General features: G+C 67.6%; 26 protein-coding genes. 3 read left to right on the top strand and 23 right to left on the bottom strand.

Features of this window, described 5'->3' with window-relative positions; genetic code table 11:
* Positions 1-5 precede the first annotated feature (5 nt).
* Positions 6-1,859 carry a hypothetical protein gene (locus AB0O44_RS04405; RefSeq protein WP_364134763.1) on the bottom strand — a complete coding sequence of 618 codons (1,854 nt, stop codon included), beginning with the start codon at positions 1,857-1,859 and terminating at the stop codon, positions 6-8.
* 297 nt (positions 1,860-2,156) lie between these two features.
* Between AB0O44_RS04405 and AB0O44_RS04400 the strand changes: the two genes are divergently transcribed.
* Positions 2,157-3,332: an AI-2E family transporter gene (locus AB0O44_RS04400; protein WP_290257867.1), complete on the top strand. Its 1,176-nt coding sequence runs from the start codon at positions 2,157-2,159 to the stop codon at positions 3,330-3,332.
* 51 nt (positions 3,333-3,383) lie between these two features.
* On the opposite strand, the gene AB0O44_RS04395 is transcribed toward AB0O44_RS04400, so the two are convergent.
* Together AB0O44_RS04395 and AB0O44_RS04390 are read right to left on the bottom strand one after the other, a co-directional pair.
* Positions 3,384-4,178 carry an alpha/beta hydrolase gene (locus AB0O44_RS04395; RefSeq protein WP_364134760.1) on the bottom strand — a complete coding sequence of 265 codons (795 nt, stop codon included), beginning with the start codon at positions 4,176-4,178 and terminating at the stop codon, positions 3,384-3,386.
* Positions 4,179-4,229: 51 nt separating this feature from the next.
* Entirely contained in the window at positions 4,230-4,574 is a 345-nt protein-coding gene (locus tag AB0O44_RS04390) for an ATP/GTP-binding protein (protein ID WP_364134757.1), read from the bottom strand.
* Between the two features lie 77 nt (positions 4,575-4,651).
* Between AB0O44_RS04390 and nucS the strand changes: the two genes are divergently transcribed.
* Both nucS and AB0O44_RS04380 read left to right on the top strand, forming a co-directional pair.
* On the top strand, positions 4,652-5,347 hold the full coding sequence (gene nucS / locus AB0O44_RS04385) for an endonuclease NucS (RefSeq protein WP_364134754.1): 696 nt from the start codon (positions 4,652-4,654) through the stop codon (positions 5,345-5,347).
* Between the two features lie 284 nt (positions 5,348-5,631).
* Positions 5,632-5,835, top strand: coding sequence for a cold-shock protein (locus AB0O44_RS04380; protein ID WP_003804766.1), 204 nt, complete (start codon positions 5,632-5,634; stop codon positions 5,833-5,835).
* 95 nt (positions 5,836-5,930) lie between these two features.
* On the opposite strand, the gene AB0O44_RS04375 is transcribed toward AB0O44_RS04380, so the two are convergent.
* The 20 genes from AB0O44_RS04375 to prfA all read right to left on the bottom strand — a co-directional run bounded on the left by AB0O44_RS04375 (position 5,931) and on the right by prfA (position 25,916).
* The gene (locus AB0O44_RS04375) at positions 5,931-8,429 is read right to left on the bottom strand and encodes a DUF2156 domain-containing protein (protein WP_364134752.1); all 2,499 of its coding nucleotides are present in this window, start codon (positions 8,427-8,429) and stop codon (positions 5,931-5,933) included.
* On the bottom strand, positions 8,426-9,796 hold the full coding sequence (locus tag AB0O44_RS04370; protein WP_364134749.1) for an alpha/beta hydrolase-fold protein: 1,371 nt from the start codon (positions 9,794-9,796) through the stop codon (positions 8,426-8,428). Before AB0O44_RS04370 ends, AB0O44_RS04375 begins: the two co-directional genes overlap by 4 nt.
* A gap of 5 nt (positions 9,797-9,801) precedes the next feature.
* Positions 9,802-10,233, bottom strand: coding sequence for a DUF2550 domain-containing protein (locus tag AB0O44_RS04365; RefSeq protein WP_290257409.1), 432 nt, complete (start codon positions 10,231-10,233; stop codon positions 9,802-9,804).
* 10 nt (positions 10,234-10,243) lie between these two features.
* The gene (locus AB0O44_RS04360; RefSeq protein WP_290257408.1) at positions 10,244-10,528 is read right to left on the bottom strand and encodes a F0F1 ATP synthase subunit epsilon; all 285 of its coding nucleotides are present in this window, start codon (positions 10,526-10,528) and stop codon (positions 10,244-10,246) included.
* Between the two features lies 1 nt (position 10,529).
* Positions 10,530-11,984 carry a F0F1 ATP synthase subunit beta gene (gene atpD, locus AB0O44_RS04355; protein WP_290257407.1) on the bottom strand — a complete coding sequence of 485 codons (1,455 nt, stop codon included), beginning with the start codon at positions 11,982-11,984 and terminating at the stop codon, positions 10,530-10,532.
* An 82-nt stretch (positions 11,985-12,066) separates the two neighbouring features.
* On the bottom strand, positions 12,067-12,960 hold the full coding sequence (locus AB0O44_RS04350; RefSeq protein WP_364134744.1) for a F0F1 ATP synthase subunit gamma: 894 nt from the start codon (positions 12,958-12,960) through the stop codon (positions 12,067-12,069).
* 76 nt (positions 12,961-13,036) lie between these two features.
* A complete protein-coding gene (atpA, locus tag AB0O44_RS04345) occupies positions 13,037-14,674 on the bottom strand; it encodes a F0F1 ATP synthase subunit alpha (protein ID WP_290257405.1) in 1,638 nt (545 codons plus the stop codon).
* 87 nt (positions 14,675-14,761) lie between these two features.
* Positions 14,762-15,586, bottom strand: a complete 825-nt coding sequence (locus AB0O44_RS04340) for a F0F1 ATP synthase subunit delta (RefSeq protein ID WP_364134742.1) — start codon at positions 15,584-15,586, stop codon at positions 14,762-14,764.
* Entirely contained in the window at positions 15,586-16,137 is a 552-nt protein-coding gene (locus AB0O44_RS04335; protein WP_364134739.1) for a F0F1 ATP synthase subunit B, read from the bottom strand. The genes AB0O44_RS04340 and AB0O44_RS04335 overlap by 1 nt, the downstream gene beginning before the upstream one ends.
* Positions 16,138-16,191: 54 nt before the next feature.
* Positions 16,192-16,410, bottom strand: coding sequence for an ATP synthase F0 subunit C (gene atpE / locus AB0O44_RS04330; RefSeq protein WP_003804776.1), 219 nt, complete (start codon positions 16,408-16,410; stop codon positions 16,192-16,194).
* An 80-nt stretch (positions 16,411-16,490) separates the two neighbouring features.
* A complete protein-coding gene (gene atpB / locus AB0O44_RS04325) occupies positions 16,491-17,291 on the bottom strand; it encodes a F0F1 ATP synthase subunit A (RefSeq protein WP_146337178.1) in 801 nt (266 codons plus the stop codon).
* Positions 17,292-17,382: 91 nt separating this feature from the next.
* Positions 17,383-17,712, bottom strand: a complete 330-nt coding sequence (locus AB0O44_RS04320; protein ID WP_290257398.1) for a hypothetical protein — start codon at positions 17,710-17,712, stop codon at positions 17,383-17,385.
* Positions 17,699-18,190, bottom strand: coding sequence for a hypothetical protein (locus tag AB0O44_RS04315; RefSeq protein WP_364134735.1), 492 nt, complete (start codon positions 18,188-18,190; stop codon positions 17,699-17,701). Before AB0O44_RS04315 ends, AB0O44_RS04320 begins: the two co-directional genes overlap by 14 nt.
* A gap of 79 nt (positions 18,191-18,269) precedes the next feature.
* Positions 18,270-19,295 (bottom strand): glycosyltransferase family 4 protein, encoded by a 1,026-nt coding sequence (locus AB0O44_RS04310; protein ID WP_364134732.1) that lies wholly within the window; start codon positions 19,293-19,295, stop codon positions 18,270-18,272.
* Positions 19,292-21,169 carry a nucleoside-diphosphate sugar epimerase/dehydratase gene (locus tag AB0O44_RS04305; protein ID WP_364134729.1) on the bottom strand — a complete coding sequence of 626 codons (1,878 nt, stop codon included), beginning with the start codon at positions 21,167-21,169 and terminating at the stop codon, positions 19,292-19,294. The genes AB0O44_RS04310 and AB0O44_RS04305 overlap by 4 nt, the downstream gene beginning before the upstream one ends.
* Before the next feature lie 99 nt (positions 21,170-21,268).
* Positions 21,269-22,231: a glycosyltransferase gene (locus tag AB0O44_RS04300; RefSeq protein WP_364134726.1), complete on the bottom strand. Its 963-nt coding sequence runs from the start codon at positions 22,229-22,231 to the stop codon at positions 21,269-21,271.
* 5 nt (positions 22,232-22,236) lie between these two features.
* Positions 22,237-23,148 (bottom strand): glycosyltransferase, encoded by a 912-nt coding sequence (locus AB0O44_RS04295; RefSeq protein ID WP_290257393.1) that lies wholly within the window; start codon positions 23,146-23,148, stop codon positions 22,237-22,239.
* Between the two features lies 1 nt (position 23,149).
* Positions 23,150-23,881, bottom strand: a complete 732-nt coding sequence (locus AB0O44_RS04290) for an L-threonylcarbamoyladenylate synthase (RefSeq protein ID WP_364134723.1) — start codon at positions 23,879-23,881, stop codon at positions 23,150-23,152.
* A gap of 4 nt (positions 23,882-23,885) precedes the next feature.
* Entirely contained in the window at positions 23,886-24,800 is a 915-nt protein-coding gene (prmC, locus tag AB0O44_RS04285) for a peptide chain release factor N(5)-glutamine methyltransferase (RefSeq protein WP_364134720.1), read from the bottom strand.
* A 42-nt stretch (positions 24,801-24,842) separates the two neighbouring features.
* The gene (gene prfA / locus AB0O44_RS04280; RefSeq protein ID WP_290257390.1) at positions 24,843-25,916 is read right to left on the bottom strand and encodes a peptide chain release factor 1; all 1,074 of its coding nucleotides are present in this window, start codon (positions 25,914-25,916) and stop codon (positions 24,843-24,845) included.
* Positions 25,917-26,097: the final 181 nt, after the last annotated feature.

The raw sequence follows: 26,097 nt of genomic DNA, 5'->3' as shown, positions 1-26,097 counted from the left end.
CGGGACTACTTGAAGCTCGCCCCGACCAGGCCGCGGGTGGCGGCCACCAGCTTCATCGGATCCTTGGACCCCGCCGGCGGCACGTAGACCGCCACGGACTCGGCAAAGTTCAGGACCATGCCGGTGCTGGTCTCCTTGCCGCCGGCCAGGGCCGCGGCGTCGTCCCCGATGGTCAGCTTGTCGCCGGAGTTCTTCGGCGTGCCGTCGAAACCGAAGTTGAGCCGGCCCAGGACCAGGGCCCCGCCGTCGGCGGTGCGGAACACCACGGTGTCCTCGGGAACAGCCTTGTGGGTGAAGGCAAAGTTTCCGTTGGCACCGGACTTCACCACGTCGGCCTGGTAGGCCAGGGTGTCGGCGATGTACGGCGAGGACTGGCCCTCGGCGAGCTTGTCCTTGAAGGCCGAGTCGGCGTTGGTCAGGCGGTCGCCCAGGCCAGCGAGGGCCTCCTGGCCGCTGTAGAGCAGGCCGGACTTGTCGCCGGCGCCCAGCGTCTCCGTGCCGCCGCGGTTGATCGCGGGGAAGGTGGTTCCCGGCTGCAGCGGCGTCGCGCCGACCAGCTTGTAGTTCTCGCGCGGGGACGCCTGGACCAGCGTCAGCAGCTGCGGGACCACGTTGCCGTCGCCCTGGGTGACTGCCATGACGGAGCGGGGCCAGTCTCGCTTGGAGCTCACCACGGTGGTCAGCAGCTTGGTGGCGCGCACGGGCATCCGGGATTCGTAGCTGCCCACCTGCGAGCGGATTTTGTAGTTCTGCGTGCGGACCTCGAGTTCGGTCCCGCCGACGCGCGGGGCGAGCTTGGCCGCGTCCTTGGCGGCGTCACCGGCGTCCGTGGCCGCGGAGACCTGTTCCAGGATCCGGCGGAACTGGGCATCCAGCAGGATCGGGGTCCCGCCGGCGGAGGGGGCGGCCGTGCCGGTGCTTCCGCTCGGGGCGGGCGACGGCGACTGGCTGGCCTGGGCGGCAACGCCCGTGCCGGCGACTGCGGTGGCGGTCAGCAGGGCCACGGCCGCACCCGCGGCGCGGCGGCGCGTGGACAGGGTTGCGGCCCGGGGGGCCTGTCCGGTGTCCCCGTCGGCCGGGGTGGAGCCGGCCTCACGGGCCTTGGCCCGGTCGGCGGCGCGGGCCCGGGCCCGGCGTGCGAAGGCGCTGCCGGCGGTGGCCTCCTTGGCCTCGACATCGCCGGAGCCGGAGTTATCGGAGCCGCCACCGCCGGAACCGCCGTCGCCCGGGGTGCCGGAGCGCGGCGCGCCCTGCCTGGGCTTCAGCACCAGCAGCGCGACGCCGCCGACTACCAGCAGCCCGCCGATAACCATCAGCGGGATGGCCCACGGCGTGGAGGTGTCATTGGGGAAGGTCATCGAAATGTCCGAGGGGGCGGCCTTGGTGCCGTCGGTGGCCAGCAGCAGCGACCAGTCGCCGTCGGCCGGCGGAGTCCACGAGTAGTCCAGCTCGCCGTTGGCGTTCTCGGTGGAGACCCAGAGGTCCGAACCGGCGGGCGACGGCGCGGTGGCCTCGCCGTCGGCGTGCTCGACGGTCAGGGACTTGCGGTCCTCGGAGAGCCCGGAAATGGTGTTGTGGGCCGTCTTGCCCACCCAGGCGTTGACGTCGTCGGGGCGGCCGGAGGCCAGCAGGAAGTTGCCTTCACCCTTGACGTGGATCTTGACCGTGCCGCCGTGCAGGGTGCGCAGCTTCTGGTCGACCACCGTCAGCGGCGCGGCGGTGCCGTTGGCCGGGACGCCGGCCGTCACCGTCGCCGGCGGAGCCCAGATTGTCTTCTGCCCGATCCCCGCCAGCAGTGTCAGGAGGCCGAGCAGCACAAGTGCAACTGCAGTCTTGAAACGCAAAATATTACCTATCATCAGCGGACACGTAGTTTTAAGAGTAACCGTTTTGTTACCTCCGAGTCAGATCGGGCGGCTTGTCAAGCCCCTTTTCCGAACCGTCCCGGCCCGTCGATCCGCCCGGTAGCAAGGCTGCTGATAGTGTTTGCGGTGATCGTCACACCGGCCCCGCAGCCGCGGAATTCCGGGGAAAATTGAGAGAAAAAGGCTTGCAGCGCAGTGACTGACCCCACGGATTCGTCCCCCTCAGGACAGGCAGCTCCCCCGGAATCCGTCGCGCGGCCTGCCCAGGCTCCGGCCGGGTTCCTGGCCGCGATGGCCCGCCGCCTGCGGCAACCCCTGCCCGGCGCACAGCCCCGGCTGCGCTTCGATTTGCCGCCCGAGCAGCTGGACGACGCCGACGCCGCTCTTGAGGACACCGAGGAGACCCGCTTCGGCCGTCCCGGGCCGCGGATTTCCGCGCAGCATCCGCTCTACGTCGGGTTCATGGGGACCGTGGGCGTCGGCGTGGCCTTGCTGGTCTACTGGATCGGCTCCAACATCACCCAACTGCTGCTCTGGATCCTGACCGCGCTCTTCATCGCTCTCGGGCTCGATCCCGTGGTGCGCTGGCTGGAGAAACGCAAGGTGCCCCGGCCGGCCGGCATCCTGGTCTCGGTGGCCGTCCTGGCCCTTGCCGTCGCCGGGTTCTTCGCCACCCTGATCCCGACCATCGTGGCCCAGGTGACCCAGATCGTCCAGGAGGCCCCCAAGTGGATCCAGGACTTCATCGACTCGGACTTCTTCCGCAGCCTGGACAGCCAGTTCGGCGTCCGGGACCGGATCACGCAGGAACTCGAGAAGTTCGTCAACAACCCGGACGCGATGGGCGGCATCTTCGGCGGCGTGGTGGGCGTCGGCTCCACCATCGCCAACGGCCTCTTCGGCGCCCTGATCGTCCTGGTGCTGAGCCTGTACTTCCTCTCCGCGATGCCCTCGATGAAGCTGTGGGGCTACCGCCTGGCCCCGCGCTCCCGCCGGCCGCGCGTGGAGGCCCTGTCGGAGGAGATCACCGGCTCGGTCGGCAACTACGTCATCGGCCAAGTCTGCGTGGCACTGCTCAACGCGCTCTTCGCCTTCATCGTGATGACCATCGTGGGCGTGCCGTTCGCGGTGCTGCTCGCCTTCGTCGTGGCGCTGCTGGCCTTCATTCCCCTGGTCGGCGGCATGATCGCCGGCATCCTGGTCACCCTGATCGCCCTGACCGCCGGCTGGCAGACCGCCGTCGTCTTCGCGATCTGCTACTTCGCCTACCTGCAGTTCGAGGCCTACTTCGTCTCGCCGCGCATCATGCAGAAGGCCGTGGCGGTGCCCGGCGCGGTGGCGGTCATCTCGGTGATCGCCGGCGGCAGCCTGCTGGGTGTGCTCGGCGCGCTGATCGCGATCCCGACGGCCGCGGCCATCATGCTCCTGGTCAAGGAAATCTTCATCGTCCGCCAGGACAAGCACTAACCCGGACAAGCACTAAACCGGCAGGCACTCACCCCGGCAGGCGCTCACCTCTCAGGCGTGCGCCGTGGCCACCGGGCCGTCCCACTCCTCGGGAAGCGGCTGCGCCGTCCCCGGCAGAACCTCGGCGACGATCTCGTTCAGCACCCGTCCGGCGTACTTCTCCCCCACCCAGAGGTGCTTGGCGCCGTCGACGCCGACGACGTCGGCCTGGGGCACCAGGGCGAAGCGTTCGGCCGCGGCGGCAGGCTGCAGGTAGTCGTCGTGTTCCGGGACCAGCACCTTGAGCGGCTTGCCCGCGGCAGCCCATTCCTTGAGGTGCACGTCCGTGGCGCGGTGCAGCGGGGGCGAGAGCAGGATGGCGCCCTCTATCTCTCCGGCTACGGGTTCCACCGCGCCGTACATGAGGGCCAGTTCGGTGCCAAAGGACCAGCCCACCAGCCAGCGGTTCGGCAGGCCGCGGTCCACCGCGAACCGCACCGCCGCCTCGACGTCCATCCGTTCGCCGACGCCCTCCTCGAAGCTGCCGCCGCTGGTTCCCCGGGGCGACGATGTCCCGCGGGTGTTGAAGCGCAGCACGGCGACGCCGGCCAGGGCCGGCAGCCGGTAGGAGGCCTTGCGGTAGACGTGCGAATCCATGAAGCCGCCGTGCGTGGGCAGCGGATGCAGGGTGATCAGGGTGGCCCGGACCTCGCCGGACTCCGGCAGCGCGAGTTCGCCCACCAGCAGGTGACCGTCCGCGGTGCGCAGCTCGATGTTCTCCCGCCGTGCCGGCAGCACCGTGGCGGCCCGGATGGGGGTCGGGGCGGCGGGCTGGGTGAAGTCGTACGAGGCCGGGTCGAAAGTCATGCCCTCCAGCTTAGCGAAGCTACGGGCGGCACCCGCGGGAGCCGTGAGCGCCTAGCGGTACCGGTATGTGCGCGAGGTCCAGCAGTTGGTGTGCCAGTGGCGCCGTTCGGCCAGCCCGGCGGCGGCACCGAAGAGATGGTCCTCGGACCAGACCACCAGGTGCGCGGTTCCGGGCGGGACGGCATGCAGACATCCAGGGCAGACATAGGTCTTGCCGGCGCGGCTGGCCGAGATGGACCGGACCATCCATTCACCGTCCGGGGCGCTTTCCCGGCGGGCAATCCCGGTCCGGGCGCGTTCCAGGTCCAGCTCGGGCACCGGCCCGCTGTGCTTGCCGGGCTGCCGGGCGCCCCCGTTGCCCGGGGCGGGGCGGCGGGGGCGGTTGGAACGGGGCATGGTCCCATTCTGCCCCAGCGGGTCCCCGGACGGTGTCCAAGCCGCGGCGCCTCCCCGCTGCCGGTAGTGTTGACCGGGTGCGTTTAGTGATAGCCCGTTGCTCCGTTAATTATGTCGGCCGGCTCAAGGCCCACCTCCCCCTCGCCACCCGCCTGCTGGTGGTCAAGGCGGACGGCTCCGTGCTGGTCCATTCCGACGGCGGTTCCTACAAGCCGCTGAACTGGATGAGCCCGCCCGCCCGGCTCCGGGTGTCCACCCCGGACGAGGTCGACGTCGAGGTCGGCGTGATCGAGCAGTGGACCGTGCAGTCCACCAAGACCGACGACCGGCTGATCATCAACATCCACGAACAGCTCCATGACACCTCGCACGACCTTGGCCAGGACCCTGGACTGATCAAGGACGGCGTGGAGGCGGACCTGCAGCGCCTGCTGGCTGACCAGATCGAGACCCTGGGCGAGGGATTTTCGCTGATCCGCCGCGAGTACTTCACCGCGATCGGGCCGGTGGACATCCTGGCCCGCGACGCGAACGGCGGCACCGTCGCCATCGAGTTGAAGCGCCGGGGCGACATCGACGGCGTCGAACAGCTGACCCGCTACCTCGAACTGCTCAACCGCGACCCGCTCCTGGCTCCCGTTCGCGGTATCTTTGCCGCCCAGCAGATCAAGCCGCAGGCAAGGGTCCTCGCCACCGACCGCGGCATTGATTGCGTAACGCTGGACTATGACGCGATGCGCGGTGTGGACGACAGCGAATCCCGCCTCTTCTAAGCGCGGCAATTGCACCGCAATCACGCACCAATTGGTTCACCAGCTTGTTACATAAAATTTGTGGATTTATCAGCCGCGCCCGTTGACCTGACTGTGGGGGCATGAAATTCTTAGAACAGTCTTTGTGTAGGTGTTTTTCATGCTCGCAAGACATGTTGCGAGCGTGAAGCTCCTGACGCCGAAACCCGGAGTACCGGGCGGATGCCAAGGTTCTTCCCGCGGAGTGACTAAGCCCGGCGTAAGGTGCGCCGGACTTTCTCAAGTTCGACAATGAGGAGAATTAAATGGCTCAGGGAACCGTCAAGTGGTTTAACGCTGAAAAGGGCTTCGGCTTCATTACCCCGGATGACTCCGACGGCGACGTCTTCGTCCACTACTCCGAAATCCAGACCGGCGGGTTCAAGACCCTCGATGAGAACCAGCGCGTTCAGTTCGAAATCGGCCAGGGTGCCAAGGGCCCGCAGGCCACCGGCGTCACGGTCGTCTAATGAGGTCTTCAGGAATGCGCTAGAAGCATTCCCGGCTTAAGAAAATGATCCCCGGCTTTTGCCGGGGATCATTTTTTTGCGTTCCGCCGTCCCCGCTAGCGCACGAGCGTCCGCAGCAGCCGGGCGCTCTGGCGCACGGACAGGTCGGGCAGGTAGGCCCGGCTGAGCGCCCGGCCTATGGCCGGAAGCTGCAGCGGGTCCTGGTAGTACAGGTAGAGCGTGCGGTACTCCGGCTTGAAGCGGGACTTGAACGTCGCCAGCGAGCGGAAGCCGTAGACCGGTTCAAGCGCCCGGCCCACCACGTCCAGGATCCCGGCCAGGCCCTCGCCGCCGGCACCGTCGGAGTCGTCGTCGCGGGCCTCGTCGCGGGATTCGTCGCGCGCCAGCGGCGATCCGGAGAGGGAAATGACGTCCACCGAGTCGCGCAGTTCCGTCACCGCCGAGGCGATCAGGAACTCCATCACCCCCGGGAAGGCGTCGCCGCGGCGCCGCATGAAGTCCAGGGTCCAGCTGACCAGCGCACCGCCGTCGTACACGGGGAGCCAGCTGGTGACGCCCTGCACCCGGCCCTCGGCGTCCACGGCCAGGCAGCACAGCACCTCGTCGTCCATCAGCTCGTCCAGGCCGCCCAGGGTGAAGCCCATCTCGGGAACGGACTTCCGGGCCGCCCATTCCTCCGAGACCTCGCTGAGCTGCGCGCGCAGCGCCGGCGAGAAGTCGCGGTAACGGCCCCAGACGGCGTGCACTCCGGTCTTGGCCGCGCGGTTCATCGCCGTGCGGACGTTCTGCCACTCCTTGCCCTTGAAGGTCAGCTCCTGCAGGCCCAGGCGCGTCTCCTGGGCAACGGCCAGCCGCCGGAAGCCGCGGGCCTGCAGCAGCGGCCAGATTTCATCCGTGCAGGAGTAGAAGCACGGAATCAGGGCATTGTCCGCGCAGAAGTCCAGGAACCCTTCGGCGGTATCCAGCCGGTTCGCCGCGGGTCCAAGCGGTCCGCCGAGGGTCAGCGCCACGTTGTTGTGCTGCTGATACGCCACCGCACCGCGGGCGGCCTGGTTGAACCAGAACTTGTTCGGCTCCCAGAGTGCCATCCAGGAGAGCGAGTCGCCGCCCTGGTGCACCAGCCGGCGTGCCACCTCCCGGTCGCCGTGGCCGGCGTCGGTGCCGTGCGCCCGGCGGAGCAGCACCAGCCACACCCCGGCCAGCGCCACCACCCAGAAGGCGATGCCGGAGTAGGCGAAGAGGAAGGCCTCCACGGGATTCCGGTCCTGGAAGACCCGGTTGTAGGTCCCCGGGATGGGCAACGGCAGGTACTGCCGCGCCAGCTCGGCCGCCAGGCCCAGCCAACCGCCGTCGCGCTCCAGTCCCCCGGCGGCGAACCAGGCGCCGGTGTACGCGCCGGCCAGAACCAGGAAGGTCCCGCCCACGGTCAGCGCCAGGGTCCGCCGGGCCCGCCGGGTGGTTTCGACCCGGAAGAGCCGGCGGTTGGCGAACAGCAGCAGCACCAGCGCCAGCGGCACCGCCGCGAGCGGCAGGATATGCACGAAGCCCGAGCCCATGATGGCCGTGTGTGGCCGGTTGGGGTAATGCGGGATGCGGGCGAACAGGGCCAGGTAGACCGCGGCCAGCGCCGTCACGCCCAGCTGGACCAGGATAGCGATCCGCAGCGCCAGCTGCCGTCCGTGCCGCATGCCGTCGGCGCAGATGAGCAGGAGGACCACCGGCACCACGGCCAGGGCCAGGCCCAGCGGCCCGGCGAAGCCCAGCCGGCCCGCCTCCAGGCACGAGGCATCCACGGCGCCGCCGCAGTTCTGCTCCAGCTGGTTCAGCGTGGGCAGCGGGTTGAGCACGACGTCGCGCAGCAAGGCAAGCGGACCGTTCGCGGTCCGCACCACCGCGGTGAGGATCGGCCCGACGGCGAAGATCGCCACGGTGAGCGAGAGCAGGTTCCGGGTCTCGCGCCCGGTGGATCGGTGCCGCTGCAGGGTGCCCTTGTCCCCCTGCAGCCACCACCCGGCCAGCAGGCCGACCACGGCACCGGAGAGGCCCACCACCGTCTCGGGGTGGCCCACGTACAGCACCAGCAGCAGTGCCACCGAGAGTACCGCGGTCCGCAGCCGGCGCTGCCACAGGGTGGGCAGCAGCCCGCAGGCGGCCAGGGCCACGGCGAGGATTGCCGCGTAGGGTCCTATCAGCGGGGCATCGACCATCAGGCCCAGCCAGCCATCCCCGGCGTAGCGCGCCAGCTGGGTGACCAGCAGGAACAGGGACACCGCGGCGAACTGGCCGGCGAGGAAGAACACGGCCGTGCGGAGCGAGCCCACCCGCCGCTCGGCGACGCCCATCAGGCCAAGGATCATCAGCGACGCCGCGAGGTACGCCAGCGGGTTGGTGGCGAAGAACAGCGAGGTGAACATGGTCCACCAGTGCCCGGCCTGCAGCCCCTGGACGCTGACGGAGGCAAAGTCCAGCAGCGGTTCCGGCGGCCCGGCGAGGAAGCTGCCGGTGGCCGCACCGGCAAAGAGGAAGAGGGCCAGGACCGACAGGGTGACGGGGAGCTGACGGGCCTGCCGGAGGATGCCGTGCAGCCCGCTCACCGTTTGATCCCCCACCGCTGGGCGAGGAAGTCCAGGCCGCCGGGCATGCCGCGCGACGCCGCTTCCCAGGAGTGCCCGGCGTTGGCGATCCGGTGGTCCTCCACGGTGAAGCCGGCCTTCCGTGCGGCCCCTGCGAGCAGGGCCATGTACTCGATGAACTCGGGGTCACGTTCGCCGGCGCCGAAATACACGGCGTTGCCCTCGTACCGGCGTTCCTGCATCAGGCGCAGCGGGGTCTGTGCCTCAAAGGCCGCGGTGTCGCCGCCGAAGGAGGCGTCGATGGTCTTGCGGCGCTCCTTGGCCAGGGACGGCTCCTTTTCGCTGGAGAACGCCAGGGCGGCGCTGTACACCTCGGGGTGGCGGGTCACCATCTCCATGGCACAGGTGGCGCCGAAGGAGAATCCGCCGGCGGCCCACTGGTGCGGGTCGGCGTCGACGTCGAGGGTGGCCCGGATCCAGTCAGGCACGTCGCGGGAGAGGAAGGTGTCGGCCTTGGCGATGCGGCTGTCCATGCAGAGCGTGTTGCCGGAGGCGGACCCGTTGGGGTCCACCACCACCGCGATCGGGGCCACCCCGCCGTGGTCCGCGGCGAAGCGGTCCATTCGGCTGCGCAGGGCGCCGCCGGTCAGCCAGTCGGCCGGGGCCCCGGGCTGGCCGGAGAAGAGGACCAGGACGGGCAGCGCGGGCCGGGGTGTGGCACTGTACGCCGGCGGGAAGTAGATGTAGGCGTCGCGGCTCTGGAAGCCGGACGCCGTGCCGGGAATGGTGGCCTTGCGGACCGTGCCGTCCGGCGGCAGGCCGTTCGGGGCCGTCCAGTCGGCCAACGGAACCGCGGCGGCTCCCCCGGGCTGCCTGCGCAACGCGTCCTCCAGCACCGGAATGCGCGCGACGGCGGTGCCGGTCAGGTCGCTCACGGTGTGGTTGAGGCCGAAGTAGGAGTTGATCTGGACGGCGGAGAGGAGCAGCACGCCCAGCAGGGCTGCCGTGGCCACTGCGGTGGCGCGGATCCGGTGCACCACCGGCAGGACGGGTCCGGGAATGGCGGCGAGGAAGGGCCGGCGGCCCCAGATGCCGTGCAGCCTGAGCAGCCAGAACAGCAGGGCCGCGACGCCGGGAACGCTCCAGGCCAGTGTCTCCCAGGGCAGTTCCTCGGGGAAGACGGACAAGACGTAGATCAGGAGGAGATGGACTCCGGCGACCAGCCCGGCGCCCAGCAGCAGGGCGGAGCCGACGACCACCGCCGTCGCCCCCGGGGTATGCCGGCGGCCGCTCTTCCAGAGCAGGTAGGCGGCACCGGCGGCCGCGGCAGCCCAGGCAACCCAGAGCACCGGCCCGTCCACCAGCCGGATGTCTTCGATGAAGTCCAAGGCGGTTAGCGCCAGGTGCCGACGCCGATGACGGGGCCTGCCTCAAGCCAGGAAGAGAGCCCGGTGTACGCGTCGAAGCGCATGGCCAGCAGGACGTCCCGGCCCTCGTAGCGCAGTTCGACGATGACGGACTCCGGCTGCACCTTCACCAGTTCGGTTTCGGTGGGCGGACGCCGGCCGATCAGCTCCAGCGAGCTGCGGCGGAAGGTGTATTTCGGACGGACGCTCAGGGAGGCAAGACGGAACCACTCGAGGTCGTTGTCCTGATAACGACAAACCCCCATCTGCCAGCTGTTTCCAGCTACGCAAATGGAGGCGTCCACCGTGCCCAGGGCGCGCCGCAGATTAATGCGGCGCACCCCGGAGAGGCACAGTGCGAAGACCAGCAACGCAAACGCCGTTGCCAGAATGATGAACGGAAGACCAGTATCGTCCATCAAGGTAGGGCTAGCGGATCCCCGCAGTAGCCGAATCACCCATCTGGGCGTTGTCGGCCACGATCACCACGCGGTTGTTGTCGACGGAGAAGAATCCGCCGTCAACGTCCACTGCGATGCGGTCACCGGAAACAGGCTCGATGGCCAGTTCACCTTCGGCCAGAATCGCCAGCAGGGGCGAGTGGCCGGGCAGGATTCCGATTTCACCATCGCTGGTGCGGGCCTTGACCATCTTGGCCGCTCCGGACCACACGAAGTGGTCCGCTGCGACAATCTCAACCTCAAGCTCAGCCATATTACTTGGTCTGTTCCTGGATCTTGGCCCACTGGCGCTCGACGTCATCCAGGCCGCCGACGTTGAAGAACGCCTGCTCTGCGATGTGGTCCAGCTCGCCGTCGCAGATCGCCGCGAAGCCTTCCACGGTGTCCTTGATGGACACGGTGGAGCCCTCGACGCCGGTGAACTGCTTGGCGGTGTAGGTGTTCTGCGAGAGGAACTGCTGGATACGGCGTGCACGCGACACGACGATCTTGTCCTCTTCGGAGAGTTCATCGACACCGAGGATGGCGATGATGTCCTGAAGTTCCTTGTTCTTCTGCAGGATCTGCTTCACGCGGACGGCCGTGTTGTAGTGGTCGTTGCCGATGTACTGCGGATCCAGGATGCGCGAGGTCGACGTCAGCGGGTCAACGGCCGGGTACAGACCACGGGAAGCGATTTCACGGGAGAGTTCCGTGGTCGCGTCGAGGTGTGCGAAGGTCGTTGCCGGAGCCGGGTCGGTGTAGTCATCCGCGGGAACGTAGATGGCCTGCATCGAGGTGATGGAGTGGCCCTTGGTCGAGGTGATGCGCTCCTGCAGGAGGCCCATCTCATCGGCCAGGTTGGGCTGGTAGCCCACGGCGGACGGCATGCGGCCGAGGAGGGTGGAAACCTCGGAGCCTGCCTGGGTGAAACGGAAGATGTTGTCGATGAAGAGCAGCACGTCCTGGTTCTGCACATCGCGGAAGTACTCCGCCATGGTCAGGGCGGACAGGGCCACGCGCAGACGCGTTCCCGGCGGCTCATCCATCTGGCCGAACACAAGGGCGGTGTCCTTGAGGACGCCTGCCTCTTCCATTTCGACCCAGAGGTCGTTGCCTTCACGGGTGCGCTCACCCACGCCGGCGAACACCGAGGTACCGCCGAAGTTGCGGGCAACACGGGTGATCATTTCCTGGATCAGCACGGTCTTGCCGACGCCGGCGCCGCCGAACAGGCCGATCTTGCCACCCTTGATGTACGGGGTGAGGAGGTCGATAACCTTGATGCCGGTCTCGAGCATCTCGGTGGAGCCCTCAAGGGTCGCGAAGGCGGGGGCCTTGCGGTGGATCGGCCAGCGCTCGGAGACCTGCAGTTCGGACTCCGCGACGTCCAGGGGCTGGCCCAGGACGTTGAAGATGTGGCCCTTGACGCCGTCGCCAACGGGCACGGAGATCGGGGCACCGGTGTCGACCACGGTGGTGCCGCGGACCAGGCCGTCGGTCGCCTGCAGCGAGATGGCGCGGATGAGGTTGTCGCCGAGGTGCAGCGCAACTTCGAAGGTGATGGTCTTGGTCTCACCGTTGAGAGAAATCTCGGTGGTGAGAGCGTTGTAAATCGAGGGGATTGCGTCAGCCGGGAATTCGACGTCGACAACCGGGCCAATAACACGTGCAATACGGCCGGTGGCACCGGACGTCGCGGCTACGTGTTCGGTAGCAGTGGCAGTCATCTCTCTCACTTCACTCAGTAGATGGCGTGGGCGGTTAAGTTCGTTCTGTGGTGCAGGTACAGCTGGGCCCGTGACGGGCAGGCTAGGACGCGTTCAGTGCGTCGGCGCCGGCCACGATCTCGGAAAGCTCCTGCGTAATTTCAGCCTGGCGGGCAGTGTTGCGCAGACGCGTGTACTTCTTGATGAGCTCCGTGGCGTTGTCGCCGGCGGACTTCATCGCGCGCTGGCGGGCTGCGAGCTCGGAAGCTGCGGCCTGCAACATGGCGGCGAAGATGCGTGACTCGATGTAGCGCGGCAGCAGGGCATCGAGGACCTGCTCCGTCTCCGGTTCGAATTCGTAGAGCGGCAGCAGCTCCGACTCGGAGGCAGCCTGTTCCTCGACGACCTCCAGCGGGAGCAGACGGATGACCGTCGGTTCCTGCGTCACCATGGACTTGAACCGCGTGTAGACGACGTGGATCTCGTCCACACCGCCCTCTTCGTAGACCTCGGCGAAGTCGGCCAGGAGGGCCTCGCCCACCTCGCGTGCGGTCTCGAACTGCGGAGCGTCCGTGTTGCCGGTCCAGACCCGCTCGTACGGACGGTTCCGGAAGTCGAAGTACGCCTGCGCCTTGCGGCCCATGAGGTACATCTTGACTTCCTTGCCCTCCTCGTGGAGCAGCTCGACGAGGCCTTCGGCCTGCTTGAGCACGGTCGCGGAGTAGGACCCGGCGAGGCCGCGGTCGGAGGTGACGACCAGCACGGCGGCCCGGCGGATCTGCTCCGGCTCGGTCACCAGCGGGTGGTCGATTTCGCTCTGGCTTGCGACAGCAGAAACGGCACGCGTAATCGCGTTTGCGTAAGGCAGTGAAGCCGCTACGCGTGCGCGGGCCTTGCCGATGCGCGAGGTAGCGATCAGTTCCATCGCCTTGAAGATCTTGCGCATCGACGTCGTCGAGCTGATCTTCTGGCGGTAGACCCGAATCTGGGCTCCCATACTTATCCTTTCCTAAGCTTCCGTTGGGCCGGGACTGCCGGACCCTCGAGGGATCCGGCAGTCCCGGCCTACGGAACTAGCGCTTCTGCTTGACGATTTTTTCCTGGTCGACCTGGTCTTCATCGATCGGGGCGTACTCCTCGTGCCCCGCACCGACCAGCAGGCTGTCGCCCTCGCCGAAGAAGCCCTTCTTGAAGTCCACAATCGCGGTCTTCAGTGCTTCTGCGGTGTCGTCGCTCATCACGTTGGTCTGCGCCAGCGTGGTCAGGATGGAGGACTTGTGCTTGAGGTGCTCCAGGAACTCGGTCTCGAAGCGGTTGATGTCCTCAACCGGAACGTCGTCGAGGTAGCCGTTGGTGCCGGCCCAGATGGAAACGACCTGGTCCTCAACAGGGAACGGCGAGTACTGGCCCTGCTTCAGCAGTTCCATCAGGCGTGCGCCACGGGTCAGCTGCTGGCGGGAGGCCGCATCCAGGTCCGAGGCGAACATGGCGAAGGCCTGCATGTCGCGGTACTGGGCCAGTTCCAGCTTCAAGGTACCGGAGACCTTCTTCATGGACTTCACCTGGGCGGCGCCACCGACGCGGGACACGGAGACACCGACGTCGACAGCGGGACGCTGGTTGGCGTTGAAGAGGTCCGACTGCAGGAAGATCTGGCCGTCGGTGATCGAGATGACGTTGGTCGGGATGTAGGCGGACACGTCGTTCGCCTTGGTCTCGATCAGCGGCAGACCGGTCATGGAACCTGCACCGAGCTCGTCGGAGAGCTTTGCACAACGCTCCAGCAGACGGGAGTGCAAGTAGAAGACGTCGCCCGGGTAGGCTTCGCGTCCCGGCGGGCGGCGCAGCAGCAGCGACACGGCGCGGTAGGCTTCGGCCTGCTTCGACAGGTCATCGAACACGATGAGGACGTGCTTGCCGCCGTACATCCAGTGCTGGCCGATGGCCGAACCGGCGTACGGTGCCAGATACTTGAAGCCGGCCGGGTCGGATGCCGGGGACGCCACGATGGTGGTGTACTCCAGCGCGCCGTTATCCTCAAGGGTCTGGCGGACCGCCGCGATGGTGGACGCCTTCTGGCCGATGGCGACGTAGATGCAGCGGACCTGCTTGTTCACATCGCCGGAAGCCCAGTTGGCCTTCTGGTTGATGATGGTGTCGATCGCGATGGCGGACTTGCCGGTCTGGCGGTCACCAATGATCAGCTGACGCTGGCCGCGGCCGATCGGGATCATCGCGTCGATGGCCTTCAGGCCGGTCTGCATCGGCTCGTGGACCGACTTGCGCTGGGTCACGCCCGGGGCCTGGAGTTCCAGGGCACGGGTGGTCTCGGCCTTGATCTCGCCGAGGTCGTCAATCGGCTGGCCCAGCGGGTCAACCACGCGGCCGAGGAAGGCGTCGCCCACGGGTACGGACAGAACCTGTCCGGTGCGGTGCACTTCCTGGCCTTCTTCGATGCCCTTGAAGTCACCGAGGACGATGACGCCGATCTCGCGGACGTCGAGGTTCTGGGCGAGGCCCAGCGTGCCGTCTTCGAAGCGAAGCAGCTCGTTCGCCATGACCGAGGGGAGGCCCTCAACACGGGCGATGCCGTCACCTGCGGTCGTTACACGGCCAACCTCTACGCGCTCTGCGTTACCGGGTTCGTAGGACGCCGCGAACTCGTTCAACGCATTACGGACGTCGTCGGCGTTGATGGTCAAATCGGCCATCTGCAGTCCCTGCTCTCCTGTTTTCGTGATCATCGTTGCTCACGATGACCGGGGTTTCTTGTCGGTAAGTTGTGCTTGTCCGGCTGACTAGGCAAGCTGTCGCTGGAGCTGGCCCAGGCGGGCGAGGACCGAAGCGTCAACCACTTCGTCGCCTACCTGGATCCGGATTCCACCGATCAGTGCCGGGTCAATGTTCATGTTGAGCTTCAGCTCGCGGCCGTAGAGGGCGTTGAGCGCCGTCTGCAGCCGGCCGGTCTGGGCCTCCGTCAGCGGACGGGTGACGCTGACCGTGGCAATCCAGCGCTGCTGGCGCTTGGCTGCAAGCTCCGCAAAACGGCTGACGAGCCGGGTGACCTTGAGTCCTCGGGGCTGCGCGACGGCCTGGCCGATGAGGACCTTGGCCTCCTCGCTGGCACCGGGGACGAGCTTGGCGGCAAGGGCAGCCTTGGCTGCCTGGCTCGCCTGCGGCTCGGACAAGGCACGCTGAACCTCGTGGCTGGCGTCGACGGCCTGGTTGAAGCTGAAGAGGTCGTTCTCCAGCTCCTCCAGTCCGCTGAGGCCCGAGGCAGAGACTGCCGACTTGTTTTCAGCAACGGCAATGACCACCGTGGCGGCCAGGGTCTCGAGTGCATCGCCGATGTCGCGGGCCGATGCCCAGCGTGAGCCGGCCAGTCCGCTCGCGATCTGCACGGCGTCAGCGGAGACTTTTCCGCTGAACAGCTGCGTGACCAGCGCCGACTTCTCGCTGCCGGTGCGGGACGGGTCGGTCAGGGCGCGGCGCAGGCCAGCGGAGCTGTCCACCGTTCCCAGGATTCCGAAGAGTTCCTTAGCCAACTGCAGCGACGCGTTGGGAAGCGTGGGCTCCAACGCGGCGAGTGCCGCGGTCAGCGATTCGCTCGATACACCTGCCATTACTTAGCTGCACCTGCGCTCTGGTTCTCCAGATCTGCCAGGAAACGATCGACCACGCGGGCCGAACGTGCATCGTCGGTGAGGGCCTCGCCGACGATCCGGCTTGCCAGCGTGGTGGCCAGCGTGCCGACCTCCGCGCGCAGCGACACAACGGCCGCCTGGCGCTCGGATTCGATCTGGGCGTGTGCCTGGGCGGTGATGCGGGCAGACTCGGCAGCTGCCTTCTCCTTCAGATCCGCCAGGATCTGGGCGCCTTCGGCACGGGCTTCCTCGCGGATGCGGTTGGCCTCGGTGCGGGCATCCGTCAGCTGCTGCTTGTACTCTTCGAGTGCCGCAGTGGCCTCAGCCTGGGCCTTTTCGGCCTTGGCAATGCCGCCCTCAATCGCCTCGGCACGCTCTGCGAAGTTCTTCTCGAACATCGGGACAACGTACTTCGTCACGATGTAAAGGAGGACAGCAAAGCCTACGAGGACGACAAACATTTCCCAGATGTTGGGAACGAGGGGGTTTGACCCGGCCTCGCTGGCGGCTGAGATGATCAGCTGCTTCATATTTCACCCGTCCTTATCTACTCGGTTCTGGATGTTCGCTGGTGTTCTGAAGGTTTACTTGAGAACGAATGCGAAGACCAGGCCGAGGATGGCGAGGGCTTCAGTCAGCGCGAGGCCGAGGAATGCGATCGGCTGCAGGACGCGCTGGGCTTCCGGCTGACGTGCAACGCCGTTGATGTAAGCAGCGAACACGAGACCCACACCGATACCACCGCCGATGGCGGAGAGGCCGTAGCCGATGAGGTTGAGGGAGCCGTTGATGGAGCCTTCCATTTTTCTTCCTTTCAAGATGCCACCCGTGTGGCAGGTTGTTTGGGTTGCTTCATCCCCCGGAGGGGAAGTCTTTTGGAGCCTTAGTGGCTGTCGGCGTGCAGTGCGCCTTCGATGTAGATCGCGGTCAGCAGCGTGAAGACGTACGCCTGCAGCGCCATGATCAGCGCCTCCAGCATGTACATCGCCAGCGAGCCGGCGAGGACCAGAACCGAGGCGCCCTTGAGCAGGACGTTCTCCTGCATGACCAGGAACTCGATGCCGGAACCGGCGATCATCACGATCAGGTGGCCGGCCAGCATGGTGGCGAACAGACGGAGGCTGTGCGTCACCGGGCGGACCAGGAAGTTGGAGATGATCTCGATCGGGATAACGATCGGAAGAATGTAGACCGGCACGCCGCTGGGGACCGTGGCCAGCTTGAAGTACTTCAGGCCGTTCTTCTTGATGCCGATGGCAATCCAGGTCACGTAGACGATGGCCGCCAGCACGTAGGCGCCGCCGACGTGGGAGAAGCTCGGGAGCTGGATCACCGGGATGGCGCCGTAGATGTTGTTCACCAGGATGAAGAAGAACAGGCTGAACAGCAGCGGGACGTACTTGATGAAGTCCTTGCCGCCGATGATGTCCTTGGCGATGCCGTTCCGGACGAAACCGTAGGCGGCCTCGCCGGCGAACTGCAGCTTGCCCGGAACGAGCTGCTGCTTCCGCGCGGCCAGCACGAAGAAGGTGGCGATAATGACGACCGAGAGGATCACCAGCAGCATCTGCTTGGAGAATCCTTCGGCAGCACCCCAGGGCAGGATTGCCGGCAGGTGCATTTGTTCAATTCCGGGAGGAGTAAACTCTCCTGAATCTTGGGCCGGGAGCGCAAGCGCGATCAACGCGTTTCCTCTCTGCAGTGTCCATCATTGGGCGTTGGGCGGGGAGCGACGGCATTGCTGCCAACCAGTCCCCCTCTGAAATTTTTTGGCATTACTGTTCCGCGTCCTTGGACGGGCCACCTGCAGCGCCGTCTTCGCCAGCCGTAGACCGGTGGCTGGTGAGGCCGTGCATATGAGAAAGATAGAACCCTCCCGCAGCTCCAAGCAGGGCGCCTGCGAGCACAATCCAGCGGGTTCCCCACAGATTATCCAGACCCCACCCTATCAAACTCCAGACGATGATTCCGCCAACGATGTAGCTGAACACTGCGATCCCGGCGTTGTATCCGCCGTCGTCGCCGTCCTTTGATACGCCGGGCGCACCGGTGGTGCCTCGCGGCTTCCGGGGGGTGTTCTCGTCTCGCTCTTTACGGTCCGGCATGGGGTCCGCCTTCCGTGGAGTCGGGGTCGTTGTAGATCTGCAGCCGGGCCTTGCTGAAGCCGATGATCTCGGCGGCCTGCCAGGCAACGACGGTGACGACGGCGCCGATCAGGAACCAGCGGGCGTGCAGCCAATCCGGGGCACCCAGGACAAACAGGACGACGGCGAAGCCGACGACCTTGATGAAGTAAGTGGCGACGAACATGCCGATCGCCCCGGAGGGATTGTTCCGGCCGACGAAGTGTCCGACCAGCAGGCTGATGGCGAAGAACGCCATCACCAGGACACCGCCGAAGGCGCTGGAGAGGGCACCGAAGCCGCCGTTGAAGATCCAGGCCGGAACGGCCGTCACCACCAGTGCTGCGGCGGCCGTCACCGAACTGAGCGCCAGCAGGCGCAGCCAGAGTGACGTGGTGGGTCCAGAAACGCCGACGCGTCCGCGGCCGGGCGTGCGTCCGGGCTCGGCGTTGGAGGTCATGGGATCCCAATCGTCGCTGGCGGTAAGGGCGGGGGTGCGGAGAAGTCCGCCCCTGAATTCTACACGAGATAGAACATGGCTAGGCCACGGGGAGGCGGGTGACCTTGGATTTGCGGCGGTAGCGGCGGATGAGGTCCGGGCTGGCGACGTACAGTACCAGCACCGCCAGGCTGGCCGCGACGCAGAGCGCCACGACGGGCAGCGGCGCCGTCGCAGCGGTGAAGCCGAGGACGATCACGGCAGCGGTGCAGACGGTGACAGCGGCGGAGGACTGCAGGTGCGAGAAGCCGACGTCGGTCAGCCGCTGGTAGACATGCTCGCGGTGAGAGGCGTACCACCGCTCCCCCGCCTTGATCCGGCGCAGCAACGTGTAGCCGGTATCCGCCACATACACCAGGATGGGCGAGAGCACGTACTCGACGTACACGCCGGTGAAGAAGCCAGCAATGGCGAGGGCGGCCACGGAGGCGCCGAGAAGGTAGCTGCCGACGTCGCCGAGGAACACCGAGCCCCGGCCCAGGTTCCAGGGCAGGAAGCCGAGGAAGGCCATGGCCAGGATGGCGCCGCCGGCGGTGAGCCAGGGCTGGTCCGAGAGGGACCCGGCGGCCGCGTAGGCGGCGCCCACGGTGACGCCGTGCAACCCGGAGATGCCGTTGATGCCGTCCATGAAGTTGGCGATGTTGACGTAGGCGGCGACCGCGACGGCGGCGAGCGGCAGCCACCAGAAGGACTGGCCCGTCATGACGATCAGCACCGCCGAGCCCGCGGCCCCGATGCCCAGCTGGGCTCCGGCACGGCCGCGGATGGAGAGCCCGCGCAGGTCTTCGGTCCAGCCGACGGCGGCACACGCGCCGATGATCAGCAGCACGACGGCGAACACCGCACGGTTGACGGTGACGGCGCCGGTAAGGACGGCCACCCCGTAGCCGGCCGCGGTGGCCAGCGCCGCGGCCAGGCCCATCCCACGGATGGTGGTCTTCACGTGCGAGGACCGCGCGGACGGCACGTCCACCACGCCGAGCCGGATCAGCCAGGGCTTCACCGCATAGGGCAGCAGCAAGCTGGCCAGGAGCGTGACGGCGGCGGTGACCAGCAGGGCGGTCACGAGGCGACCCGGACGATTCTGATCGGTCCCGTCTCGTCCGACTCGTCGTCGGGGATCTCCGCGATGCTGGCGCCCTGTTCGGCCTCGCAGCGTTTCAGCCAGACTCCGAGGTCCAGCGTGGCCGGGTCCTGTTCGGTGGCGCGGGTGTGCGAGATCTTCGGGTGCAGCGGCCGCTGGTCCAGCTCGCCGGTGCCCACGAGCTCCTCGTGCAGCTTCTCCCCCGGCCGCAGCCCGGTGTAGATGATCTCCACCTTCTTGCCGGACATGGCGATCATGCGTTGTGCCACGTCAAGGATCTTGACCGGTTCGCCCATGTCCAGGATCAGCACGTCGCCGCCAGCGCCGATGGCTCCGGCCTGGATGACCAGCTGGCAGGCCTCGGGGATGGTCATGAAGAAGCGGGTGACCTCGGGATCGGTCACGGTCACCGGACCGCCGACGCGGATCTGCTCGGTGAAGAGCGGAAGCATGGATCCGCGGCTGCCCATGACGTTGCCGAAGCGGACGGAGACGAACCTGCCGCCGGTCTGGCCCGCCATCCAGGCGGTCAGCTTCTCCGCGACGCGCTTGGAGTGGCCCAGGGCGGTGGTGGGGTTCGCGGCCTTGTCCGTGGAGATGTTCACGAAGTGGGAGACCCCGGCACTCCGGGCGGCCTGCAGGACGTTCAGCGTGCCGCAGACGTTGGTCTTCCAGGCCTCGACCGGATACTGCTGCAGCAGCGGCGCGTGCTTGAGTGCGGCCGCGTGGAAGACCACCTCCGGACGGCGGTCGGTGAAGATCTCCTTCAGGGCCTCACCGTCGCGGATGTTCGCCAGCACGGTGTCCCGGCCGGCCAGCAGGCCGCGGCCGGTGATGGAGATCTGGGTCTGCTGGAGTCCGGTCTCGTCGTGGTCGAGCATGATCAGCTCGGCGGGGCCGAACGGCATGATCTGGCGGCAGAGCTCGGAGCCGATCGAACCGCCGGCGCCGGTGACCAGCACACGCTTGCCCTTGATGTACCCGGCGATCTCGTCGACCTTGATGTCCACCGGGCGGCGGCCGATGAGGTCCTCCACGGCGACGTCGCGGAAGTCGGAGAACCCGGCGGGGGCGGAGCCGCCGAGCATGTCCCGCAGCGGCGGCAGCACCAGCACCCGGATGTTCAGGCCGGCGACGGCGTCGGAAATGCGCCGCACCACGGACGCCTCGACGTTGGCGAAGGCCAGCACCAGGACCGTGGCGCGGGTGCGCCGGATGATGGCGGGAAGGTCTTCGCCGCGGCCCTGGACCTGGACGCCGGAGAGCCGGAGGTGCTTCTTGGCAGGATCGTCATCGATCAGGCCCACCGGGAAGTACGGGGACTCCGGATCTTGGATCATCCGGGTGAGGAGGGAGTTGCCGAGGAAGCCGGCGCCGTAGATGAGGGTGTTCTGCGCGCCGTCGCCGGGCCGGGTGCGGCTCTCGACGTACAGCCGCTTGGCGTAGCGGGCGGCACCCATGAAGAGGCAGGCGAACGGGAACGCGATCAGGCCGACGCTGCGGCCAATGTTGATGGCTTCGTAGAGCACCAGCAGGCTGGCGGTGATGGAGGCGGCGACGATCACGGTGACGAAGACCAGGGCCCGCGCCTCCTGGAAGCTTCCGAACGGGTAGCGGCCGCGGTAGAGGGCCAGGGCGTAGCCGGTCAGCACCTGGACGACGACGGCGATCGCCGCGATCACGGCGGCACCGGCGAACTGCTCGACGCGGATCCCCATCTCGTAGCGCAGCAGCAGGGCCAGGATCACGGCCACCACCCAGGACATGGAGTCCAGGATGAGCTGGATCCAGATCCAGAGGGCCGGCTTTTCGTCCCGGATCTGCTCGGATTCTCGAGGTTCAGATTTCGTAGTCAACAGAGTGTGCAACCGACTTCCAGTACTGCGGCGGCAAGGCGCCTGGGTCAAAAAAGTACCCGCGCGGGACTGTCGGACAGCGCGGAACCTAGAACGATACTAAGCCGTTTCGTTCCCGCGGCCCGCATCTGCGGGCAGCGGCGGCATGGGTTTCCAGGCCCGGTCGCGAAGGATTTCGCGCGATTCGCGCCATCCCTGCCAGAGCGCAGCGACCCCCGTGAGGGTGCGTTCGACGAGGACCAGGCGGGCGATTTCCTTGCCGAAGGTCAGCGCCGTTCCGGCCGCGAATCCTGCACGGTTGTACCGGCCGTGGGCCCGGAGGTACTGGGCGACGTGGCCGCGGTTGCGCATCACGTAGCGCCGGCTCAGGTCGGAGGAATCGTTGAGGTGGCGCAGGCCGAGGTCCACCTGGCGCTGCGCCCGCACCTTCCGGATCACGAACGCATTGACGTACACCACCGGCGTGCGCTGCGCGGCGAGCCAGCCGTAGACGGCGTCGTCCCAGGTGATGAAGAAGCGCGGATCGGGAAGGCCGATCTCGCGCGCCACGGACGCCCTGATCAGCATGCCCTCGAAGTTGCCCACGTTGGTGCGGAAGACGTCGGAGTGCTTGAACACGTCGCGGGATACCGGGAGGAAGACGCCGAGGGCGTCGACGAAGTGGTGCTGCCAGAAAAAGGGTTGGCCGTTGGCGTCGTAGCGGCGTCCCACGATGCATGAGTAGTCCGGCGTGAACCTCGCCAGCGCGTCGACAGCCCCGGGGAGGACCTCGACGTCGTCGTCCATCAGCCAGAGCCATTCGGCGCCGGCCGCCAGCGCGAGTTCGACGCCACGGGAGAAACCGCCGGCTCCCCCGGCGTTGGTCTCCAGCCGCTCGTACTGCAGGGGAAGGTCGCCCGCGGTCCTGGCCCGGTCGACCACCGCGGCGGTGCCGTCCGTGCTGGCGTTGTCGACGACGATGATTCCCTCGGGTTTCGTGTCGAGCCTGGCGAAGGAGTCCAGCAGGTTCGCCAGGAACTCCGCCCGGTTGTAGGTGACGACGACGGCGTAGAGCTTCTCCACGCCGCCTAGCCGTTCCGGGCCATCAGGTCCGCGGGTGCGCCGAAGCCCTTGCCCATGAACCCGGTGGAGTAGGCGCGGAACCAGTGTGCCAGCCCCTTCAGGTCACCGGCCTTCAGGAAGTAGTACGGGAAGCCGACCACGTCCGCGCCGAACCAGCGCAGGTTGCGGTATTTCCGGGTCAGGTAGCCACGGTTGCGGAAGTAGCAGTACCGCTTGAAGTTGCCTTCCGGAATGACCGGGGTGATGAAGCCGCCGAAGACCGGCTTCATCTCGGTCCAGGTGGCGGGGTGCTGGACGGCGACGGTGGCCAGGGTGCCGTACTTGAGCCCGGCCTTCTTGACCCGGGACAGGAAGTCGACCTCGTCGCCGCGGATGAAGAACTTCACGTCCGGAATGCCGATCGTGTAAAAGACCTCGGCGCGGATCAGGGCGCCGTTGAAGAAGTGGACCATGTCCGGCAGGTAGCCCATCGGGGCCAGGCGGGACCGGTCGTTGGTGAGCAGGCCGTTGATCCGGAAGTTGAAGGAGAGCCGGTTGGGATCGGCCGTGGCCGCGACCAGGGGGCTGATGATGTCCAGCCCGTGTTCGTCGGCGGCCTTGAGGAGCTCCTCGAGGCAGCTGGCGTCCTCCGGGTGCCCGTCGTCGTCCATCATCCAGATCCACTCCGCGCCGGAGGCCATGGCGGCCAGGATCGCGTAGGCGAAGCCGCCGGCTCCGCCGAGGTTCGCCTCGGAGCGCAGGTAGTTGATGTTGTCCATGCCCTGCTCGGCCACCAGCCGGTCGGCCGGGTCCGTGCCGGAGTCCACCAGGGCGATCGAGTGGATCGGGGCCGTCTGTGCGGCGAGGCCCTTCAGCAGCAGGGCGAGTTCCTCGTGGCGGTTGAAGGTGACGGCCGCGACGGCAACTTTGGGCTGCACTCTAGGCCTCCGGGGTTTCTGCGGGCGACTCGGCAGCCGGCTTGGCGGCGTCTTCCGCGGCCGCCGGTTGCTCGCCGGCCCCGAGCACGCCGGGCACCACCTCGCGGATCCGTTCCAGGCTGATGGCGCCCTGCCGGACCACGCGCAGCGGCAGCGACGTCGCGTCGATGATGGTCGACGGGGCGGACTCGGCCTCGCCGTCCACGGGACGGCGGCCGCCCTCAAGGTAGACCTCCACGGACTCGGCGAGCATCGCCTCGGCCTCGGCGGCGGTCTGCGCGGCAGGCCGGCCGGTGCGGTTGGCGGAGGAGACCGCCAGCGGCCCGGTCAGCGTGAGCAGGTCCTGGGCGACGTCGTCGGCCGGCAGGCGCAGCGCGACGGTGCCCTTGGTCTCCCCGAGATCCCAGTCGAGGGAGGGCTGGGCGTGCAGGATAAGGGTCAGGCCACCGGGCCAGAAGGCCTCGGCCAGTTTGCGGGCCTCCGCGGGAACCTCGGTGGCCAGGCCGTCGAGGGCATTCAGCCGCGGAATCAGGACCGGCGGCGGCATCTGCCGGCTGCGGCCCTTGGCGGCCAGCAGCAGGGTCACGGCCATCGGCGAGAAGGCGTCCGCGCCGATGCCGTACACCGTGTCGGTGGGCAGGACGACGCATTTGTTCTCGCGGATCGCCTTCTGGGCGTGTTCCAGTCCGGCCGCGCGTTGGGCCGCATCGTTGCAATCGTAGCTAGTGGTCACTGGCCTATCCTTTCATTCCGGGCTGGGCTTCGCGGTCCGCGCCGCCGGTGGGGCTTGCCAGGCGCCGGGCGCTGGTGGCCCGCTCCCGGCCATTGAGGTCAAGATGGGTGGTGATGCCGGTCCAGTGGCCGGTGGATTCCATCATCCGGGCGATCCAGCCGGCCTGCACCTCGGCGTGCTCCATCACGAAGTAGCCGCCGGGGACCAGCAGCCGCGCGGCGGACGCCGCGGCCGCCGCCGGGAGCTCCATGCCGTCCGCTCCCCCGCCGTACAGCGCCTCGGGCGGATCGTGCAGGGCCACCTCGGGTTCGTTGGGCACCGCCTCGGCCGGGATGTACGGCGGGTTGGACACGACGACGTCGAACGTTCCATCGTGCTCCGGCAGCGCGTCGCGCAGGTCGCCGCGGACCAGCCGGACCCCCAGTGGGAGCAGGTTCTTCGCCGCCCAGGCGTGCGCGAATTCGCTGTATTCGACCGCGTGCACCTCCGCGCCGGGGACCTCGTGCGCAATCGACCCGGCGATCGCCCCCGAGCCGGTGCCGAGGTCCGCCACCTTGGGCCTGGCGGGCCGGCCTGGCGCCGCCAGCCAATCGATGACCAACTGGACCACGGACTCGGTCTCCGGACGCGGGATGAAGACTCCGGGGCCGACGGCGAGTTCGAGGTAGCGGAAATGCGCCACCCCGGTGATGTGCTGCAGCGGGATCCGGCGCGCGCGTTCGGCCACAAGATCCGCGTACCCCTCCGGGGCCGGACTGTCGCCGAGCAGGAGGGCGCGGAGCCGCCCCGGCCCGACGCCCAGGAGGTGGCCCGCGAGGAGCTCCGCGTCGACCTTGGGGCTCGGCACGCCGGCGGCGGCCAGCACCGCCGTCGCCCCGCGGACGGCGTCGGCGAGGCTCTGTGCGGGATCAGGCGTCATCGTGGTCGGTCATCAGTCTCGTCGGATGGTCGCGCCGGGGCGCTAGTCGCCGATGGCGTCGAGGCGGGACTGTTCGTCCATCTCGATGGCGGACTGGATCACCGGTTCCAGGTCGCCGTTCATCACCTGGTCGAGGTTGTACGCCTTGTAGCCGGTGCGGTGGTCCGCGATCCGGTTTTCCGGGTAGTTGTAGGTGCGGATGCGCTCCGAGCGGTCCATGGTGCGGATCTGCGACTTGCGCTGCGCCGAGTTCTCGGCGTCGATCTGCTCCTGCTGGTGGGCCAGGATGCGGGCGCGGAGTACGCGCATGCCGGCCTCGCGGTTCTGCAGCTGGGATTTCTCGTTCTGCATCGCGACGACGATGCCGGTGGGAAGGTGGGTGATGCGCACCGCGGAGTCGGTGGTGTTCACAGACTGGCCACCCGGGCCGGAGGAACGGTAGACGTCGATCTTGAGGTCGTTCTGGTTGATTTCCAGTTCCTCGGGCTCGTCCACCTCGGGCAGCACCAGGACGCCGGCGGCGGAGGTGTGGATCCGGCCCTGGGATTCGGTGACGGGCACACGCTGGACGCGGTGGACGCCGCCTTCGAACTTAAGCCGGGCGAAGACGCCTTCGGCGGGGTCGTTGGAGTTGCCCTTGACGGCCATCTGGACGTCCTTGTAACCGCCCAGGTCCGACTCGGTGGCCGAGATGATCTCGGTCTTCCAGCCGCGGGATTCCGCGTAGCGGCTGTACATCCGCAGCAGGTCGGCGGCGAACAGGGCGGCCTCGTCGCCGCCTTCGCCGCCCTTGACCTCGAGGATCACGTTGCGGGCGTCGTCCGGGTCGCGCGGGATCAGCAGGCGGCGCAGCTTGGCGGCGGCCGTCTCAAGGGACTCCTCCAGCTCGGGCACCTCGGCCGCGAACTCGGGATCCTCGGCAGCCATCTCCTTCGCCGCGGCCAGGTCATCGTTGAGTGCCTCCCAGCGGTGGTAGGCCTCCACGATGCCGTTCAGCTGCGCGGACCGCCGCCCCAGCTTCCGGGCCAGCTTCTGGTCGGCATACACAGCAGGATCCCCGAGCTGCGCCTGGATAGCAGCGTGCTCATCCAACAGCCCCTGTACGGACTCAAACATTTCAAAACCTCTTTCGACTTCTACAAGTCTAGTAACGCGACGACAAAGGTGGGAAAACAGCGAAGCCGTTCGGTTTCTGCCGCCCCGGGAGTGGCATCGGGCCTGTCGGAGCCGGGGGGGGGGGGGTGGGGGGTTGGGACACAACCCCCCGGGGGGGGGGGGGGGGGCGCCACCACACAGC

This window comes from Arthrobacter sp. NPDC080082, assembly GCF_040686595.1.
Classification (GTDB): Bacteria; Actinomycetota; Actinomycetes; order Actinomycetales; family Micrococcaceae; genus Arthrobacter.
Note: the sequence above shows the minus strand (reverse complement) of the source record. Positions and strands in the feature narration are given on the sequence as shown.